Source organism: Achromobacter sp. SLBN-14, from assembly GCF_006715415.1.
GTDB lineage: Bacteria > Pseudomonadota > Gammaproteobacteria > Burkholderiales > Burkholderiaceae_B > Achromobacter > Achromobacter mucicolens.
Genome location: NZ_VFNE01000001.1, coordinates 469872 through 487073, shown reverse-complemented (window position 1 = coordinate 487073; position 17202 = coordinate 469872). Strand labels below are relative to the sequence as shown.

General features: G+C 65.9%; 16 protein-coding genes. 13 read left to right on the top strand and 3 right to left on the bottom strand.

All coding sequences use genetic code 11. The features are described 5' to 3' along the window. Window positions 1-16 precede the first annotated feature (16 nt). The 4 genes from FBY20_RS02205 to FBY20_RS02190 all read left to right on the top strand — a co-directional run bounded on the left by FBY20_RS02205 (window position 17) and on the right by FBY20_RS02190 (window position 6235). Entirely contained in the window at window positions 17-1978 is a 1962-nt protein-coding gene (locus FBY20_RS02205) for a DNA topoisomerase IV subunit B (protein ID WP_056315617.1), read from the top strand. Further along, complete coding sequence (locus FBY20_RS02200; RefSeq protein ID WP_056315620.1) at window positions 1978-2577, top strand: YcxB family protein; 600 nt, start codon at window positions 1978-1980, stop codon at window positions 2575-2577. The genes FBY20_RS02205 and FBY20_RS02200 overlap by 1 nt, the downstream gene beginning before the upstream one ends. Window positions 2578-2622: 45 nt before the next feature. After that, window positions 2623-4953: a DNA topoisomerase IV subunit A gene (gene parC / locus FBY20_RS02195; RefSeq protein ID WP_128827925.1), complete on the top strand. Its 2331-nt coding sequence runs from the start codon at window positions 2623-2625 to the stop codon at window positions 4951-4953. 79 nt (window positions 4954-5032) lie between these two features. Beyond that, the gene (locus FBY20_RS02190) at window positions 5033-6235 is read left to right on the top strand and encodes a DUF418 domain-containing protein (protein ID WP_142049728.1); all 1203 of its coding nucleotides are present in this window, start codon (window positions 5033-5035) and stop codon (window positions 6233-6235) included. 49 nt (window positions 6236-6284) lie between these two features. On the opposite strand, the gene FBY20_RS02185 is transcribed toward FBY20_RS02190, so the two are convergent. Together FBY20_RS02185 and FBY20_RS02180 are read right to left on the bottom strand one after the other, a co-directional pair. Beyond that, complete coding sequence (locus FBY20_RS02185) at window positions 6285-7625, bottom strand: aspartate aminotransferase family protein (protein WP_142049725.1); 1341 nt, start codon at window positions 7623-7625, stop codon at window positions 6285-6287. 17 nt (window positions 7626-7642) lie between these two features. Then, a complete protein-coding gene (locus tag FBY20_RS02180; RefSeq protein WP_142049722.1) occupies window positions 7643-8605 on the bottom strand; it encodes a MurR/RpiR family transcriptional regulator in 963 nt (320 codons plus the stop codon). Between the two features lie 274 nt (window positions 8606-8879). Here FBY20_RS02180 and FBY20_RS02175 point away from each other — a divergent pair, with 274 nt between their 5' ends. From FBY20_RS02175 to FBY20_RS02150, 6 genes are all read left to right on the top strand, one after another. Further along, window positions 8880-9428, top strand: coding sequence for a MarR family winged helix-turn-helix transcriptional regulator (locus FBY20_RS02175; RefSeq protein ID WP_142049719.1), 549 nt, complete (start codon window positions 8880-8882; stop codon window positions 9426-9428). Further along, on the top strand, window positions 9425-9985 hold the full coding sequence (ectA, locus tag FBY20_RS02170) for a diaminobutyrate acetyltransferase (RefSeq protein ID WP_056315633.1): 561 nt from the start codon (window positions 9425-9427) through the stop codon (window positions 9983-9985). Before FBY20_RS02175 ends, ectA begins: the two co-directional genes overlap by 4 nt. Before the next feature lie 123 nt (window positions 9986-10108). Continuing rightward, a complete protein-coding gene (ectB, locus tag FBY20_RS02165) occupies window positions 10109-11416 on the top strand; it encodes a diaminobutyrate--2-oxoglutarate transaminase (RefSeq protein ID WP_062842048.1) in 1308 nt (435 codons plus the stop codon). Further along, entirely contained in the window at window positions 11413-11811 is a 399-nt protein-coding gene (locus FBY20_RS02160; RefSeq protein WP_008165124.1) for an ectoine synthase, read from the top strand. Before ectB ends, FBY20_RS02160 begins: the two co-directional genes overlap by 4 nt. A 14-nt stretch (window positions 11812-11825) precedes the next feature. Further along, window positions 11826-12752 (top strand): ectoine hydroxylase, encoded by a 927-nt coding sequence (gene thpD, locus FBY20_RS02155; protein WP_056315639.1) that lies wholly within the window; start codon window positions 11826-11828, stop codon window positions 12750-12752. A gap of 122 nt (window positions 12753-12874) precedes the next feature. After that, entirely contained in the window at window positions 12875-13747 is an 873-nt protein-coding gene (locus tag FBY20_RS02150; RefSeq protein WP_142049715.1) for an MOSC domain-containing protein, read from the top strand. A gap of 59 nt (window positions 13748-13806) precedes the next feature. Here the strand turns inward: FBY20_RS02150 and sugE are convergent, their stop codons facing one another. Then, window positions 13807-14124, bottom strand: a complete 318-nt coding sequence (gene sugE, locus FBY20_RS02145) for a quaternary ammonium compound efflux SMR transporter SugE (RefSeq protein ID WP_056315644.1) — start codon at window positions 14122-14124, stop codon at window positions 13807-13809. A gap of 207 nt (window positions 14125-14331) precedes the next feature. On the opposite strand from sugE, the gene panD reads away from it, so the two are divergent. The 3 genes from panD to FBY20_RS02130 all read left to right on the top strand — a co-directional run bounded on the left by panD (window position 14332) and on the right by FBY20_RS02130 (window position 17200). After that, window positions 14332-14700, top strand: coding sequence for an aspartate 1-decarboxylase (gene panD, locus FBY20_RS02140; protein WP_050446262.1), 369 nt, complete (start codon window positions 14332-14334; stop codon window positions 14698-14700). 69 nt (window positions 14701-14769) lie between these two features. Beyond that, complete coding sequence (locus tag FBY20_RS02135; RefSeq protein ID WP_056315645.1) at window positions 14770-15816, top strand: CDP-6-deoxy-delta-3,4-glucoseen reductase; 1047 nt, start codon at window positions 14770-14772, stop codon at window positions 15814-15816. Window positions 15817-15943: 127 nt separating this feature from the next. Further along, a complete protein-coding gene (locus FBY20_RS02130) occupies window positions 15944-17200 on the top strand; it encodes a D-amino acid dehydrogenase (protein ID WP_056315646.1) in 1257 nt (418 codons plus the stop codon). Window positions 17201-17202 lie beyond the last annotated feature (2 nt).

Below are 17202 nucleotides of genomic sequence, written 5' to 3'. Positions count from 1 at the left end.
AGATGTTGGGGATAACTTGGCCACTCCACGTTACAACGAGGCGTCCATCCGCGTCCTGAAGGGGCTGGAACCCGTGCGGCAGCGCCCGGGCATGTACACCCGCACCGAAAACCCCCTGCACGTCGTGCAGGAGGTCATAGATAACGCCGCAGACGAGGCCTTGGCCGGCTACGGCAAACAGATCCAGGTCACGCTGCACGCCGATGGCAGCGTGTCCGTCGAAGACGACGGCCGCGGCATTCCCGTCGGCCTGCATCCCGAAGAAAACGCGCCCGTCGTCGAACTCGTGTTCACGCGCCTGCACGCGGGCGGCAAATTCGACAAGGCCGGCGGCGGCGCGTACGCCTTCTCCGGCGGCCTGCACGGTGTCGGCGTGTCCGTCACCAACGCGCTGGCCACCCGCCTGGAAGTCGTCGTCTGGCGCGACAACGCCGTGAGCCGCCTGGTGTTCAAGGGCGGCGATGTCGCCGAGCCCCTGGCGCCTTACGACCAGGGCGGCCGCAAGAAGTCCGGCACCCGCGTGCGCGTCTGGCCGGACGCCAAGTATTTCGACAGCCCCAACATTCCGCTGGGCGAGCTCACCCACCTCTTGCGCAGCAAGGCCGTGCTGCTGCCGGGCGTGAAGGTCACGCTCGTCAACGAGAAAACCGGGGACACCAAGACCTGGCAGTACCAGGACGGCCTGCGCGGCTATCTGGCCGAAGCCCTGGCGGGCGCCGAGCTGATGGTGCCGTTCTTCGAAGGCGCTCAATACGCCGGCGCCGACCACGAAAACTTCGCCGAGGGCGAGGGCGCCCAATGGGTGGTGGCCTGGACCGAGGACGGCAACGCGGTGCGCGAGTCCTACGTCAACCTCATTCCCACGCCGGCCGGCGGCACGCACGAGTCCGGCCTGCGAGAAGGCCTGTTCGGCGCCGTGAAGGGGTTTGCCGAGCTGCACAGCCTGCTGCCCAAGGGCGTGAAGCTGCTGCCCGAAGACGTCTTTGCCCGCGCCAGCTTCGTGCTGTCGGCCAAGGTGCTCGATCCGCAATTCCAGGGCCAGATCAAGGAACGCCTGAACAGCCGCGACGCCGTGCGCCTGGTGGGCGGGTTCTCCAAGAGCGCGCTCGACCTCTGGCTGCACAGCAATGTGGAATACGGCAAGAAGCTTGCCGAACTGGCCATCAGGCAGGCGCAGGCGCGCCAGCGTTCGGCCCAAAAGGTCGAAAAGCGCAAGAGCTCCGGCGTGGCGGTCCTGCCCGGCAAGCTGACCGACTGCGAGTCCAGCGACGCCACGCGCACCGAGGTATTCCTGGTCGAGGGCGATTCGGCCGGCGGCTCGGCCAAGATGGGCCGCGACAAGGAATTCCAGGCCATCCTGCCGCTGCGCGGCAAGGTGCTCAACTCCTGGGAAGTCGACCGCGACCGCCTCTTTGCCAACAACGAGATCCACGACATTTCCGTGGCGATCGGCGTGGATCCGCACGGTCCCAACGATACGCCCGACCTGTCCGGCCTGCGCTACGGCCGCATCTGCATCCTGTCGGACGCGGACGTCGACGGCTCGCACATTCAGGTGCTGCTGCTGACGCTGTTCTACCGCCACTTTCCCAAGCTCGTCGAGGCCGGCAACGTCTACGTCGCCAAGCCGCCGCTGTTCCGTCTGGACGTGCCGGCGCAGGGCAAGCGTCCCGCCCGCAAGATCTACTGTCTTGACGAAGGCGAGCTCGAGGCCGCGCAGGACAAGCTGCGCAAGGAAGGCGTGCGCGAAGGCGCGTGGGCCGTCAGCCGGTTCAAGGGCCTGGGGGAAATGAACCCCGAGCAGTTGTGGGAAACCACCATGAATCCGGACACGCGCCGCCTGCTGCCGGTGGGCTATGGCGACCAGACGCCCGACGACACCACCCGCATGTTCGACATGCTGATGGGCAAGGGCGAGTCCTCGCAACGCCGCGCGTGGATCGAGGAAAAGGGCAATCTGGCGGAGCTCGACATCTGATGACCGCGACCGTGCCCGGGCAAGCCCGCATGGTCGTCGACCTGACCGCCGACGACTACGCGGATTTCGCCGCCTATGTGTACAAACGGCCGGAACTGCGCCGCCGCCGATACCGGTCCCATCTGCGCTTCGGCGTCCTGATGATCGTGGCCTTGCTCGCCTACCTGATCTGGCAGACCTGGGACGGCAAGGGCCCCAACTGGGGTGCGCTGCTGCCGGTGTATTTCCAGGGCCTGGCGGTGGGCCTGGGCATCCTCGCGTTGCTGGCCCTGGCGTACGAATATGTGCTGCCCGGCCTCGTGAAGATGAACACGCGCCGCATGCTGGCCAAGCAGCCCGACACGCTTTACCTGGGGCGGCACGAGCTGGACTTCGGGCCGGACGGCGTCACGGACACCACTGCCACCGCCTCCGGGCACATGGCGTGGTCCGACGTGCGGCGGGTCGAGGAAACCCCCGAACACCTCTACGTCATCCTGGGCACGTTGCAAGGCGTGATCATCCCCAAGCGCGGGCAGGACGCCTCCACGCTGCAGGCCGTGCGCACCCAGATGCGCGCGCATGTCGCCGACACGCAGTTTTTGGCCCCGTCCGCCTGAGGCGCATTGACGCCGTTTCGATGAAATTGTCTACCTGAATACAACATGACCGACACCAATCAACCCGGCCTGTTCGACTCCAATCCGCCCGGCGGCGACGGCGATGGCAACGCCGCCATCACGCTGGCGCGCTACGCGGAGCAGGCCTATCTGGACTACGCGGTGTCCGTGGTGCGCGGCCGCGCGCTGCCCGACGTGGGCGACGGGCAGAAGCCCGTGCAGCGCCGCATCCTTTTCGCCATGCAGGCGATGGGGCTGGGCTCCGGCGCCAAGCCTGTCAAATCGGCGCGCGTCGTGGGCGACGTGCTCGGTAAGTACCATCCGCACGGCGACCAGGCGGCGTACGACGCCATGGTCCGCATGGCGCAGGACTTTTCGCTGCGCTATCCGCTGATCGACGGCCAGGGCAACTTCGGTTCGCGCGATGGCGACAACGCCGCCGCCATGCGTTACACGGAAGCGCGCCTCACGCCGATCGCCAAGCTGCTGCTCGACGAGCTGGACGAGGGCACGGTGGATTTCGTGCCCAACTACGACGGCAGCCAGCAAGAGCCGCAGATGCTGCCGGCGCGCCTGCCCGTGATGCTGCTGAACGGCGCCTCGGGCATTGCCGTGGGCATGGCCACCGAGATCCCGCCGCACAACCTGCGCGAAGTCGCGCAGGCCTGCGTGGCGCTCATCAAGCAGCCGCAGTTGCCCGACGAAGAACTGTACGCCATGATCCCCGGCCCGGACTTCGCGGGCGGCGGCCAGATCATTACTCCGGCGGCCGACATCGCGCAGATCTACAGCGTGGGGCGCGGGTCCCTGAAGGTGCGCGCGCGCTGGCAGTTCGAGGAACTGGCGCGCGGCCAGTGGCAACTGGTCGTCAACGAGCTGCCGCCGGGCACCTCGGGCCAGAAGGTGCTGGAAGAAATCGAGGAAATCACCAATCCCAAGGTCAAGACGGGCAAGAAGAGCCTGACGCCGGAGCAGACGCAGGCCAAGGCAGTCATGCTGAACCTGCTGGATGCGGTGCGCGACGAATCCGGCAAGGACGCCGCCGTTCGTCTGGTCTTCGAACCCAAGACCTCGCGGGTCGACCGCGACGAATTCGTCAACACGTTGCTGGCGCAGACCAGCATGGAAGGCAGCGCCAGCGTCAACCTGGTGTGCATCGGCACCGACGGCCGTCCGCGCCAGAAGGGCCTGCGCGACATTCTGGTCGAATGGCTGGCGTTCCGAACCAACACCGTGGTGCGCCGCACGCGCTTCCGCCTGGACAAGGTCATTGACCGCATCCACGTGCTGGAAGGGCGCATGGTCGTCTACCTGAACGTGGACGAGGTCATCCAGACGATCCGAGAATCCGACGAGCCCCGCGCCGCGTTGATGCAACGCTTCAAGCTGTCCGAACGGCAAGCCGAGGACATCCTCGAAATGCGTCTGCGCCAGCTGGCCCGCCTGGAAGGCTTCAAGATCGAGCAGGAACTGGCCGACAAGCGCAAGGAACAGGTCTCGCTGCAAGAACTTTTGGACAACCCCACAACGCTCAAGCGCCTGCTGGTCAAGGAAATCGAAGCCGACGCCAAGCAATATGGCGACGAGCGCCGCACGCTGATCGAGACGGCCGAGCGCGCCGTGCTTGAAACCAAGGTGCTGGACGAGCCTGTCACCGTGATCGTTTCGCAAAAGGGCTGGCTGCGGGCCCGTCAGGGCCATGGCCATGATGCCGCGCAATTCGGCTTCAAGCAGGGCGACGATCTGTACGGCGCCTTCGAGTGCCGCACCACCGACACGCTGATCGCGGTTGGCGACAACGGCCGGGTCTATTCCGTGCCGGTGTCCGGCCTGCCGTCGGCGCGTGGCGACGGCCAGCCGGTCACCACGATGATCGACCTGGAATCGGGCACGCGCATCGTCCACACGATCGCGGCCTCAGCCGACAGCCGCTGGCTGCTGGCAACGCGCGGCGGCTACGGGTTCGCGGCCAAGCTGTCCGACATGGTCAGCCGCCAGCGGGCCGGCAAGCAGTTCATCACCCTTGAGACGGGCGACGAACTGCTGCGTCCGGTGCCGTTGTTCGCCGGTGCCCAGCAACTGGCGCTGCTGTCGCAAAAGGGCAAGTTCCTGGTCTTCGGCCTGGACGAAGTGAAGTCCCTGGCGGGCGGCGGACGCGGCACCATCCTGATGGGGCTGGACGGCGCGGACAAGCTCGATCAGACCGTGCCGATCGGCACGTTGGGGCTGCGCGCCACCGGCATCTACCGCAACAAGATGACCGAGGACATCCTGGCGGGTGCGGACCTGGCGGTCTACGTCGGCAAGCGGGCCCGCAAGGGGCGCGCGCTGGACGTGCGGCCCAAGCAGCCGTTGCTGTCTCCGGTGCTGGGTTGAGGCCTGCCCGCCGCCTGACGCAGCAAAGGCCCGGCGGCGCGCGCGTGTTGCGCCGGCGGCACGCGATCCGGGGGCGGGCATGACCGGCGGCCACGCCGTCCGGCCGCGGCTTGCCCACGTCGATGCCCTGCGCGGCTTTGCGCTCTTCGGCATCCTGGTGGTCAACATCGGCGTGTTCGCCTTTCCGTTCTATGGCGGGGGCGTGGCCGATCCGGTCTATTCGCGCCCGGTCGACGTGACGGTCCGCTGGCTGATCGCCTGGTTGTTCGAGACCAAGTTCTACCTGCTGTTTTCCTTCCTGTTCGGCTACAGCTTCACCCTGCAGATGACGGCCGCCGAACAGGCCGATGCCGCCTTCGCGCCGCGCTTTTTGCGCAGGCTGGCGGGGCTGGCTGTCCTGGGCTTTGCGCACGCCATCCTGTTCTACCAGGGCGACATCCTGGTGACCTATGCCCTGCTGGGCTTCGCGCTGCTGCTGTGCCGGCGCATGGATCCGGGCCGTGCGCTGCGCGTGGCGCTGTGGCTGATCGCGCTGGCGTCGGCGGTGTGGGCGATCCTGGGCGCACTGACATTCCTGGATCCGGCGCCCGCTGGATACGCCGCGCTGTACAAGGCCGAGGCGCTGGCCTCCATCGAGGCGTATCGCGGCACCATCGGCACCACGATCGCGCAGCACATCAAGGAGCTCACGGAAACCATCTGGTTCACCGTGCTGCTCGTGCAGGGGCCTTTCGTCTTTGCCATGTTCCTGGCCGGATATGCGCTGGGGCGGCGCAATGCGCTGGCGGACCCGTGGCGCTCGCGCCGCGCGCTTGGGCTGCTCTGCGCGCTGGGCCTCTTGCCGGGACTGGCCGGCGCCGCGGCCTACGCGACCAGCGCATTGCCGCAGGCGCGCGTGGTGTGGGAACTGCCGGGATTGGCCGTGGGCCTTTTCACAGCGCCGCTCTTGAGCCTGTCGTACGGTGCGGCGTTCCTGCTGGCGCTGCGCACGGGGCCGGGCGAGCGCATGGGGGCGTGGCTGGCGCCGGCGGGACGGATGGCGCTGAGCAATTACCTGATGCAGTCGGTCGTCTGCGCATTCCTCTTCACGGCCTGGGGCTTGCGGCTGTATGCCGCCGTGCCGCCCCTGGCCGCATTCCTGGTCGCGGTGGCCATCTTTGCCGCCCAGCTGCCGCTGTCCGCATGGTGGTTGCGGCGCCACGCCTACGGACCCGTCGAATGGTTCCTGCGCGCGCTCACGATCGGTGCCTGGCCCCCCTGGCGCCGAGCGGCGCCAGGCTGACCGAACCTGCGCAAAGCGGGTCTTTCGATCCCGCTTCAACGGCTGGCGTCTAATCGCCCGATTGCGCGATGGCGGCGTCGATGGCGCCGGTCAACCGTTCGGTCAGTTGGTCCAGTTCGTCCTCGGAAATGATGAAGGGCGGCGCAAGCAGCACGTGATCGCCCTGGCGGCCGTCGATCGTGCCGCCCATGGGATAGACCATCAGCCCCCGCGCCATGGCCTCGCGCTTGATCCGCGCATGCAGCGCCAGATCGGGATCGAAGGTCTGTTTGGTGGCGCGGTCCCGAACCAGTTCCACGCCCATGAAAAGGCCCCGGCCACGGATGTCCCCGACGTGGGGATGGTCGCCCAGCGCCTCCTGCAGCCGCTGCGCAAGGCCTGCGCCCATCACCCGCACCCGCTCCAGCAGCCCGTCGCGCCGGATCACGTCCTGCACCGCCAGCGAGGCCGCGCAGGCCAGCGCATGGCCAAGATAGGTGTGGCCGTGCTGGAAGAAGCCGCTGCCTTGCTGCATGGCCTGCACGATGTGCTGCTGCGCCATGACCGCGCCGATGGGCTGGTAGCCGCCGCCCAGGCCCTTGGCAATGGTGATGAGATCCGGCGTCACGCCTTCTTGTTCGACGGCGTACAGGGTGCCGGTCCGGCCCATGCCGCACATGACCTCGTCGGCGATGAACAGCACGCCGTGACGGTCGCAGACCTCGCGGATCCGGCGGAAATAGCCGGGCACGGCCGTCACTGCGCCGGACGTGGCGCCCACCACGGGTTCCGCCACGAATGCCATCACCGAGTCGGGGCCAAGGCGCTGGATGGCCGCTTCCAGTTCCTCGCCCAGCCGTTCGCCGTACTGCTCGGCGGTTTCGCCGCTGTGCTGGTCGCGATAGGCATAGCAGGGCGACACGTGTTCGACCTCGATGAGCAGCGGCGCGAACTGCGCGCGCCGCCAGGCATTGCCCCCAACCGCCAGCGCGCCCAGCGTATTGCCGTGATAGCTCTGCCGCCGCGCGATGATGTGGCGGCGCTGCGGCTGGCCGATTTCGACGAAATACTGGCGCGCCATCTTCAGCGCCGCTTCCACCGCTTCTGATCCGCCGGACACGAAGTAGGCATGCGATGTGCCTGCCGGGGCGTCGGCCACGAGCCGGGCCGCCAGCTTTTCCGCGACCTCGGTCGTAAAGAAGCTGGTGTGGGCATAGGCCAGCGCGTCCACCTGCGCGTGCAGCGCGGCCTGGACGTCGGGGTGGTTGTGCCCCAGGCACGACACTGCCGCGCCGCCGGAGCCGTCTAGATACGCGCGGCCAGCGCTGTCATGGATCCAGACACCCTGGCCGCGCACGGCGACGGCAGGCGTATGGCGTAGGGAGCGATGCAGGACGCGGGTTTGGCTCATGCTGCGAAGTTCCTGGGTCAGGTTGAGGAGGTTGCCGGCCCGAAGGCCCGGCCCGGGCGGCGCGCGGGCGCGCCATTCCAGTAAACGTTGTCGGCTTGCAGGCGCTGTTCCACCTCGGCCAGCCTGTCCAGCACGGCCTGGCCGCCGCGGGCCGTCAGGCGCGCGATCAGGTGTTCGGCCAGCCCCAAGAGTCCGGCCGTGGTGTGAAAGAACGAGCCCGGCCCCTGGCGCGCGGGCTGCGCGCGCACCCCGTCGCGGTCGGGCGGGTCAAACCGCAGGGTGTGGCAGGCGTCCAGCGCCAGCGGCGAGAGCGGATCGTCGGTCAGCGCCACCAGCGCCACGCCGCGCTGGGCCGCCTGGCGCGCGAGCTGGACGGTGGCCGTGGGATAGGGCGCCTGCGAGATGACGATCAGCGCGTCGCCCGCGCCCAGGTTGTCCGCCTGCTCGGCGGGCGCGCCGCCCAGCCCGTCAATGAGGACGCTGTTGCGGCGCACGAGCTGATAGGCATATCGCATCTGGAACGCGATGCCGAAGGCCGAGCGCGTTCCCAAAAAGCCGACCTGACGCGCATCCAGCAGGGTCTGCACGGCCGCGTCGAACGCTTGCGTCGAGTTCAGCGCGCAGACCGAGGACAGGGCCTGGACTTGGACGTCAGTCAACGTGCCCGGGCCCGGTTCCGGGTTGTCGCTTGACGCGGCCTGCAGGGCGGCGGCGCGGTCGCGCATTCCCGGCTCGTCGCGTCCCGCCAGCGCGTCCTGGAACGGCCGGCGGAAATCCTCGTAACTGGCGTAGCCCACCGCACGGGCCAATCGCAACATCGTGGCGGGCGCCACGCCCAACGCCTGCGCTTGCCGGCGCATCGACCACAGCCCCACCTGCGCGGGATTGGTCACCACCCACTGCGCCGCCCGCTGCAATTCAGGCGGCAGTTGTTCCAGCTTTTCCTGGAGGGCAGCGAGCAGGGAGGAGGGCAGGGGCATGAGAGGGCAGCGTCGTTCGTTCGCGTAAAAACATATGATAAATAAAACATCATGAACAAAACATATGTTTTTTATCCGGGTAAGACCTAGGGGCGACCGCGCGCTGAGCCGCATCCACGCTGGATCCGCCACGCGGCAAGTCCAGTCATAGTGCCGTCATCCTCGCCAAATCAGCGTTCATTTATTTACATCGTGCCGGGGTTTTTGTTTGACTCGAATAAATCGGGCGCATATCATTCGTGTAGAAATGATTTTGTCCGAACCACTCGCAACCATGACTGACGCCGCGAAATCCGAAATATCTCAGCAGTACGACCTGCGCATTTTGCGAGCCCTGCGCCGCATCACGCGTTCGATCGCGCTGCATTCGCGACAGTTGTCCGCGGTCAGCCACATCACTGCCCCGCAGCTGATGTGCCTGCGCACCGTGATCGCCAATGGCCCCATGACGGCCACGGCGATCAGCCGCGAGATGCACGTCAGCCCCAGCACGGTGGTCGGCATCCTGGATCGGCTGGAAGACAAGGCGCTGATCCGCCGCGAGCGGGGCCGTGAAGACCGCCGCATCGTATTTGTCACCGCCACGGAGGCGGGACGTGAATTGGCGCAAGGCGCGCCGTCGCCGCTGCAAAAGCATCTGGCTGACGCGCTCAATGCCTTGCCGGAATTGGAACAGGCCACCATCACCCTGTCCCTGGAGCGCATCGTGACGCTCATGGAACAGGAAGGTCAGGCCGCAGTCGACACGCATGGAGACGTGTCGTCGCCCATCCTAGAAGTGCCCACGGGCGGGGCACCACCAGAATCAGGAATCGTCGCATGAAGAAAAACGAACTGGACACCCCCACACTCTCAAGTGCCGTGGCGCCGGCGGTCAGCGCGCAGACCCATACCATGCGTCTGCCCGACCGCAAAGACGGCGCCGCGATCCACCGCCTCATTTCCGAGTGCCCGCCACTCGACCTGAATTCCCTCTACGCGTACCTGCTCCTGTGCGAGCACTTTCGCGACACCTGCGTCCTGGCTGAAAGCGCCGGAGGACGTATCAACGGTTTTATTTCCGCCTATGTGGACCCGTCCCGCCCCGACGTTCTGTTCGTCTGGCAGGTTGCGGTGCACGCCCGCGCACGCGGCCAACGCCTTGGCCGCGCCATGCTCCGGGAACTCTTGCAGCGCAAGAACCTGGCGCATGTCCGCTATCTTGAAACCACGGTGGGGCCTGACAACCAGGCTTCGCGCCGCACCTTTGCCGGCTTGGCCGCCGAGGTGGGCGCCCACGTTTCCGAACAGCCGTTCTTCGACCGGCAATTGTTCGGCGGCGCGGATCACGACGACGAGATGCTCTTGAGGATAGGCCCGTTCGCCTTGCCATCCCCGTAGGGGTGGTACAGGCCTGACGGTCTTATCGGTTTACCGGGACGATTCTGCTGTCCGGGTGCGCTTGCCGCACCCGGGTGGATCAGGCCGTCCGTCAATTTATGAGATGAAAAGGGAGGATTAATCATGGACTTGAAGATCTTTGACCGTATGGAGTCTGAGGTGCGGGGCTACATCCGGTCGTTTCCCGTGATATTCAATCAGGCCCGGGGCTCGACGCTCATCGATGAGGATGGCGCCGAATACATCGACTTCTTCAGCGGCGCAGGCACGCTGAACTACGGCCACAACAATCCTGTTCTCAAGGAAAAGCTGCTGGAGTATGTGCAGGCGGACGGTGTCGTCCACGGCCTGGACATGGCCACCAGCGCGAAGAAGCGTTTCCTGGAGACGGTGGATCGCGTGCTGCTCAAGCCGCGCAACTGGCAATACACGCTGCAATTCACCGGCCCGACCGGCACCAACGCCGTCGAAGCCGCGCTGAAGATCGCGCGCCAGGTCAAGGGCCGTCCCAACGTGATCTCGTTCACGCACGGTTTTCATGGCGTGACCGGCGGCTCGCTTGCCGCGACCGCCAACATGAAGTTCCGTGACGCCGCCGGCTACGCGCTGGGCAACACGACGTTCATGCCCTACGACGGATACTTCGGTCCGGACGTGGACACCATGGCCTACATGGAACGCATGCTGGAAGACCCGAGCAGCGGCATGGACAAGCCGGCCGCCGTCATCGTGGAAACGGTGCAGGGCGAGGGCGGCGTCAACGTGGCCACGCTGCGCTGGCTCAAGGAACTGGAAAAGCTGTGCAAGCGCCACGACATGCTGCTGATCGTGGACGACATCCAGGTTGGCTGCGGCCGTACCGGCACGTTCTTCAGCTTCGAGACCGCCGGCATCCGTCCGGACATCATCACGCTGTCCAAGTCGCTATCCGGTTTCGGCCTGCCGATGTCGCTGGTGCTGATGAAGCCCGAGCTGGACATCTGGAAGCCCGGCGCCCACAGCGGCACCTTCCGCGGCAACAACCTCGCGTTCGTCACCGCGACCCAGGCGCTGGAAACCTACTGGACCAACGCCGCGTTCACCGCTGATATCCAGCGCAAGGAACGCCTGGTGGGCGACTGGCTGGAAAACCTGGTGCACAGCTACCCCAATGCCGGCCTGTCGGCTCGCGGCCGCGGCCTGATCCAGGGCCTGGTTTCCAACGGCAATCCGGCGCTGTCCAACCGCATCGCCCAATGCGCCTTCAAGAAGGGCGTCGTGATCGAAACGTCGGGCGCGCACGATGAAGTGCTCAAGCTGCTGCCCGCGCTGACGATCGAGGAAGAGCTGCTGGCCAAGGGCCTGGATCTGATCGAGGCCAGCGTGGCAGAAGCGCTGGCCGATGAGGGGCAGTCCGCCCGCATCCTGAAATTTGGAGGAAAACGTCAATGATCGTACGTAATGTCAAAGATGTGATCGGCACCGCCGACGAAGTCCGTACCGACACCTGGGTCAGCCGCCGCGTGCTGCTGAAGAAGGATGGCATGGGATTCTCGTTCCATGAGACCACCATTTTTCCGGGCGGCCGCACCCACATTCACTACAAGAACCACCTCGAGGCCGTGTGGTGCATCGAGGGCGACGGTTCGATCGAGACTATTGCCGACGGCAAGAAGTACGACCTGGGCCCCGGCGTGGTCTACGCCCTGAACGAACACGACGAGCACTGGCTGTGCGGCGGCAAGGAGCCGCTGCGCGTCATCTGCGTCTTCAACCCGCCGCTGACCGGCCAGGAAGTGCACGACAAGGAAGGTGTCTACGCGCTACCCGATGCGGTCGCGGCCTGAACAAGGAGGTACGCATGATCTCACCCGCGCAGGATCCGTACGCCTCCCGTACGGATCGCAGTTCCGCCATCATTTCCCGCCAGGACCCCGTCGTCTATGAAGACGGCAAGTACGCTAGCGCGCTGACCACCGAGCAGGTGGGCCAGTACGACCGCGACGGTTTCCTGCTGCTGGAAGACCTGTTCTCGGAGGCCGAAGTGCGTGCGCTGTCGGCCGAGGTCGAGCGCATGACGCGCGACCCGTCCATTGTGCGCCGCGAAGAGGCCATCACCGAGCCGGGCAGCAACGCCGTGCGTTCCATCTTCATGGTGCACGTGCTCAATCCCATGCTGGCCCGCCTGGTGCGGGATCCGCGCCTGGTCAACGTGGCGCGCCAGATTCTCGGTTCCGAGGTCTACATTCACCAGTCGCGCGCCAACATGAAGCCGGGCTTCAAGGGCAAGGAGTTCTATTGGCACTCCGATTTCGAGACCTGGCACGTCGAGGACGGCATGCCGTCGATGCGCGCGCTCAGCTGCTCGGTGCTGCTGACCGACAACAACGAGTGCAACGGCCCGCTGATGCTGGTGCCCGGCTCGCATCGCCAGTTCATTTCGTGCGTCGGCGAGACGCCGAACGAGCACTACAAGCAGTCCTTGAAGAAGCAGGAGTACGGGGTCCCGGATCCCGTCAGCCTGCAACTGCTGGTGGAGCAGGGCGGCATCCGCACGATGACGGCCAAGGCCGGCTCGGTGGTGTTCTTCGACTGCAACACCATGCACGGCTCGAACAGCAACATTTCGCCGTGGCCGCGGTCCAACGTCTTCATGGTCTACAACAGCATGGAGAACACCCTGAATCCGCCCAAGTACGGGCTGACCCCGCGTCCCGAGCACATCGCGACGCGCAAGGGGTTCAAGGCGGTGACCCCGCTTGACACCTTGAAGCTGGTGGGCGGCTGAGCAACCGCCACCTGATCTGGCCCGGGCTTGTCCCGGGCTTTTTTTGTCTCTTTCGGGCGGCCCGGCGTGCCGCATTTCTTGTATTCTCTGCGGCATCCGTCACCCGTTGAGCCATCGCCGCCATGTCCGCCCGCATCCTCAGCCTGCATATCTATCCCGTCAAATCCTGCGCGGGCATCGACCTGACCGAATCGCCCATCGACCGGGCGGGGCTGGCCAATGACCGGCGCTGGATGGTGGTGGACGCGGCGGGCCAGTTCATGACGCAGCGGCAATGGCCAGCCATGGCGCTCATCCGCACGGCGCTCACCGCGCACGCGCTGCGGCTGTCGGCGCCCGGCATGGCGGACCTGGACATCGCGTTGGACGGGTCGGGTCTGCACGGCGAGGCGCTCTCGGTTGGCGTCTGGAGCGACACCACCACGGCCCGGCGCGAAAGCGAGGCTGCCGCCCAGTGGCTGTCCCAGTTTCTGCAGACCCCGTGCGGCCTGCTAAAGGTGGACGCCGCGGCGCGCCGCGACGCCAAGCCCGATTGGGTGTCACGCTGGGTTGATGCACACCCCGACCTGGCCGACGCTTTCGTCGGCGAGCACTGCTTCGGATTTGCCGACGGGTTTCCGCTGCTGATCGCCAACCAGGCGTCGCTGGACGACCTGAATGGCCGCCTGAAGGCCAAGGGGGCGGATCCGGTGCCGATGGACCGCTTCCGTCCCAACATCGTGGTCGAAGGCGAATGGGAAGCCTTCGAAGAAGACCACACCGCCATGATCACGGCGGCGGGCGTGCGCATGGCGTTCGTCAAGCCGTGCACGCGTTGCTCGATTCCCGACATCGACCAGCGCACGGCCAGGCAGTACGAGGAGCCGGGCCGCACGTTGGCGGGTTACCGCAATCTGGACATCGGGGTGGTGTTCGGCCAGAACGCCATTCTGGATGCGCCGGCGGGCGCGAGGCTGAAGGTGGGCGACGCGGTCGAGATCGAACTGGATTTCTGACGCGCCGCCCCGATGGGCCTGGGCTAGGCCTGAGCCTTATGCCTTGAGCGGCCTGAGCCTTATGGCGTGGACAGCTTCAGGCCAACCAGACCCAGCACGATCAACGCAACGCTGGCAATGCGCAGCCAGTTCGCCGATTCCCCGAACAGCACGATGCCTGCCACGAAGGCGCCGATCGTGCCGATCCCTACCCACACGGCGTAGGCGGTGCCCAGCGGCAGGGTTTTCATGGCCAAGGCCAGCAGCCAGAAACTGGCCAGCATGCCGGCCACGGTGCCAACGGATGGCCACAGCCGGGTGAATCCGTGCGTGTATTTCAGGCCGACGGCCCAGACGATTTCGAACAGGCCGGCCAATACCAGGATGATCCAGGTCATTCACGACTCCCAAGTTACGCTGCCGGCAAGCCGCCGGCATAAATGGGGTCGTCCCCGGAAAACGCGCCAACCGTTTGACTGTGCGCAGCAACGGGCCGTCCCGTTGCGGCAAAAATTATAGAATACCGGCTTTCGACGGCAAATCCGGATGCCGGGCATCAACCATGCAACACTTCGCGGTCCGGGCCGCGGAACCAGGAATTTTTTATGCAACGCATCATGCTGCGGGCAAAGCTGCACCGCGTCACGGTCACCGAAGCCGACCTTCACTACGAAGGGTCTTGCGGCATCGACGAAGACCTCCTCGACGCTGCCGGCATGCGCGAGTTCGAACGCATCGAACTCTACAACGTGACGAATGGCGAACGCTTCGACACCTACATCATCAAGGCTGCGCGCGGCAGCGGCGCCATCTCGCTGAACGGCGCGGCGGCGCGCCGGGCGCAGGTGGGCGACCTGCTGATCATCTGCACGTACGGCCCCATGTCCGAAGAAGATTCGGCCACGCATAAGCCCCAGGTGGTGCTGGTTGACGACGCCAACCGCGTCAAGGAAATCCGCAAGTTCCCGGCATGACGCCGGGCCGGGCGGGGCGCCTTTCCGGCATACCCGGATAGCGCTTCGTCGCCTCTGAACCGTTTCATCATGAGCTTCCAGGTCATCATTCAACCCAGCAAGCATCAATTCCCGGTCGAGCCCGGCCAGACCGTGCTCGACGCCGCATTGGCGGCGGGCATCGTCCTGCCTTACAGCTGTCGCAACGGCGCGTGCTCCACCTGCAAGGGCAAAGTGGTTTCCGGGGAGTTCGACGCCGGCCAGTACCCCGCGCAGATCCTGTCGCCCGAGGAACTGGCCGACGGCTACACGCTCTTCTGCCAGGCCCGCCCCGAGTCCGACCTCGTGGTGGAGTCCACCGAAGTCCGGCTGGCCAGCGACATCCAGATCCGCAAGCTGCCGTCGCGTGTCCAGACCATGGAGCGCGTGGCGCCGGACGTCACGGTCCTGAAGCTGCAACTGCCGGCCTCCGAGCAGTTCCGCTACTACGCCGGGCAGTACGTCGAAATCATTCTGAAGGACGGCCGCCGCCGCAGCTATTCGATGGCCGGCGCGCCGCACACCGGCAGCCCGCTGGAACTGCACATCCGGCACATGCCGGGCGGGCTTTTCACCGATCACGTGTTCGGCGCCGGCGACACGCAGATGAAGGAGCGCGAGATCCTGCGCCTGGAAGGGCCCTTCGGATCGTTCTTCCTGCGCGAAGACAGCGACAAGCCCATCGTGCTGCTGGCCAGCGGCACGGGCTTTGCGCCGGTCAAGGCGATCGTCGAACACATGATCCACAAGAACATCACCCGGCCCGTCGCGCTGTATTGGGGCGGCCGCCGTCCGCAAGACCTTTACATGGACGCGCTGGCGCAGTCCTGGTCGGCCCAGCTGCCGAACTTGCGTTACGTCCCGGTTGTGTCCAACTCGCTGCAGGAAGACAACTGGACCGGCCGCACCGGCTTTGTCCACGAAGCCGTGATGCAAGACATCGCGGACCTGTCCGGGCATCAGGTCTATGCCTGCGGCACCCCGCTGATGGTCGATGCCGCGCGCCGTGAGTTCAGCGCGCAGAACGGCCTGCCACCCGAAGAGTTCTACGCGGACGCGTTCACGTCCGAGGCCGATCTGGCGAAGGCCGGGTCGTAAGTAATATGTTTTTTTATTACTTAGGCGGCTGCAAAACGGCAAGGTAAACTGCTTTGGCAGCGGCCTGCCGGGGGTACGCGGACATCGGGTCCGCGCACGCAACCGGCATGCAAGGAGCGATGCAGGCATGAAAGTAGCGGTATTGGGTAGCGGCATTATCGGCATCTCCAGCGCCTGGTGGCTCAGCCAGGCGGGTCATGACGTCGTGGTCATTGACCGCTGCACCGGTCCCGCACAGGAAACCAGCCTTGCCAATGGCGCGCAGATTTCCGTGTCCTACGCCGAACCCTGGGCCAATCCCCAGGCGCCGATGAAGCTGCTCAGGTGGATGTTCCGCGACGACGCGCCGCTGCTGTTCCGCCCGCAACTCGACTGGCGGCAATGGATGTGGGGGCTGGCTTTCCTGCGCGAATGCCTTCCCAGCCGGCTCGCTCCCAACATCCGGGCGATGGTTCGCATGGCCGAATACAGCCGCGCCACGCTGCGCGGGATGCGCACCGAACTCGGCATCCAGTACGACCACCTCGAGCGCGGCATCCTGAATTTCTACCGCGATCCCCACGAATTCGAAAACTCGCAGCGCGCCGCCGGCCTGATGCGCGACTTCGGCGTGGAACGCCGTGTCGTGACCGCCGACGAAGTCATCGCCATCGAGCCCGCGCTGGCGCCGCATCGCGCCACCATCGTGGGCGGCGATTACACCCCCGAGGACGAAAGCGGGGACGTACACCTCTTTACCGTCGCGCTGGCTGAACACTGCGCGCGCGCGGGCGTCGAATTCCAATACAACACGCGCGCGACCCGGCTCCTGACTCAGGGCGGCGCGGTCACGGGCATCGAAATCATCCAGCCCGATGGCCGGTATGCCACGCTCTCGGCCGACGCCTATGTCGTCGCCATGGGTAGCTTCAGCCCCGCGATGCTGCGTCCCCTCGGAATCCCGTGCAACGTGTATCCGGCAAAGGGCTATTCGGCCACCTTCCCGGTGCTGAATCCGGGTGCGACCCCCACCGTCAGCCTGACCGACAGCAGCCACAAGATCGTCTTCTCGCGCTTGGGCGATCGGCTGCGCATGGCGGGCACGGCGGAACTGTCCGGCTATTCCCGCAGTCTGAATACCGGCCGTTGCGAGGCCTTGACCCGCCTCGCCAAAGAACTCTTTCCCGACGCGCTCGATTTCGGGCGCGTCAGCTATTGGTCGGGCTTGCGCCCGTCCACCCCCTCGAACGTACCCATCATTGGCCGCAGCCGCATTCCGAATTTGTATATCAATACAGGACACGGTACGCTTGGCTGGACGATGGGTGTTGGCTCGGGCCGGGCATTGGCCGATCTGATCAGTGGACGGCGGCCAGAACCGGAATTCCCTTTTCTTGGTCTGTGAAC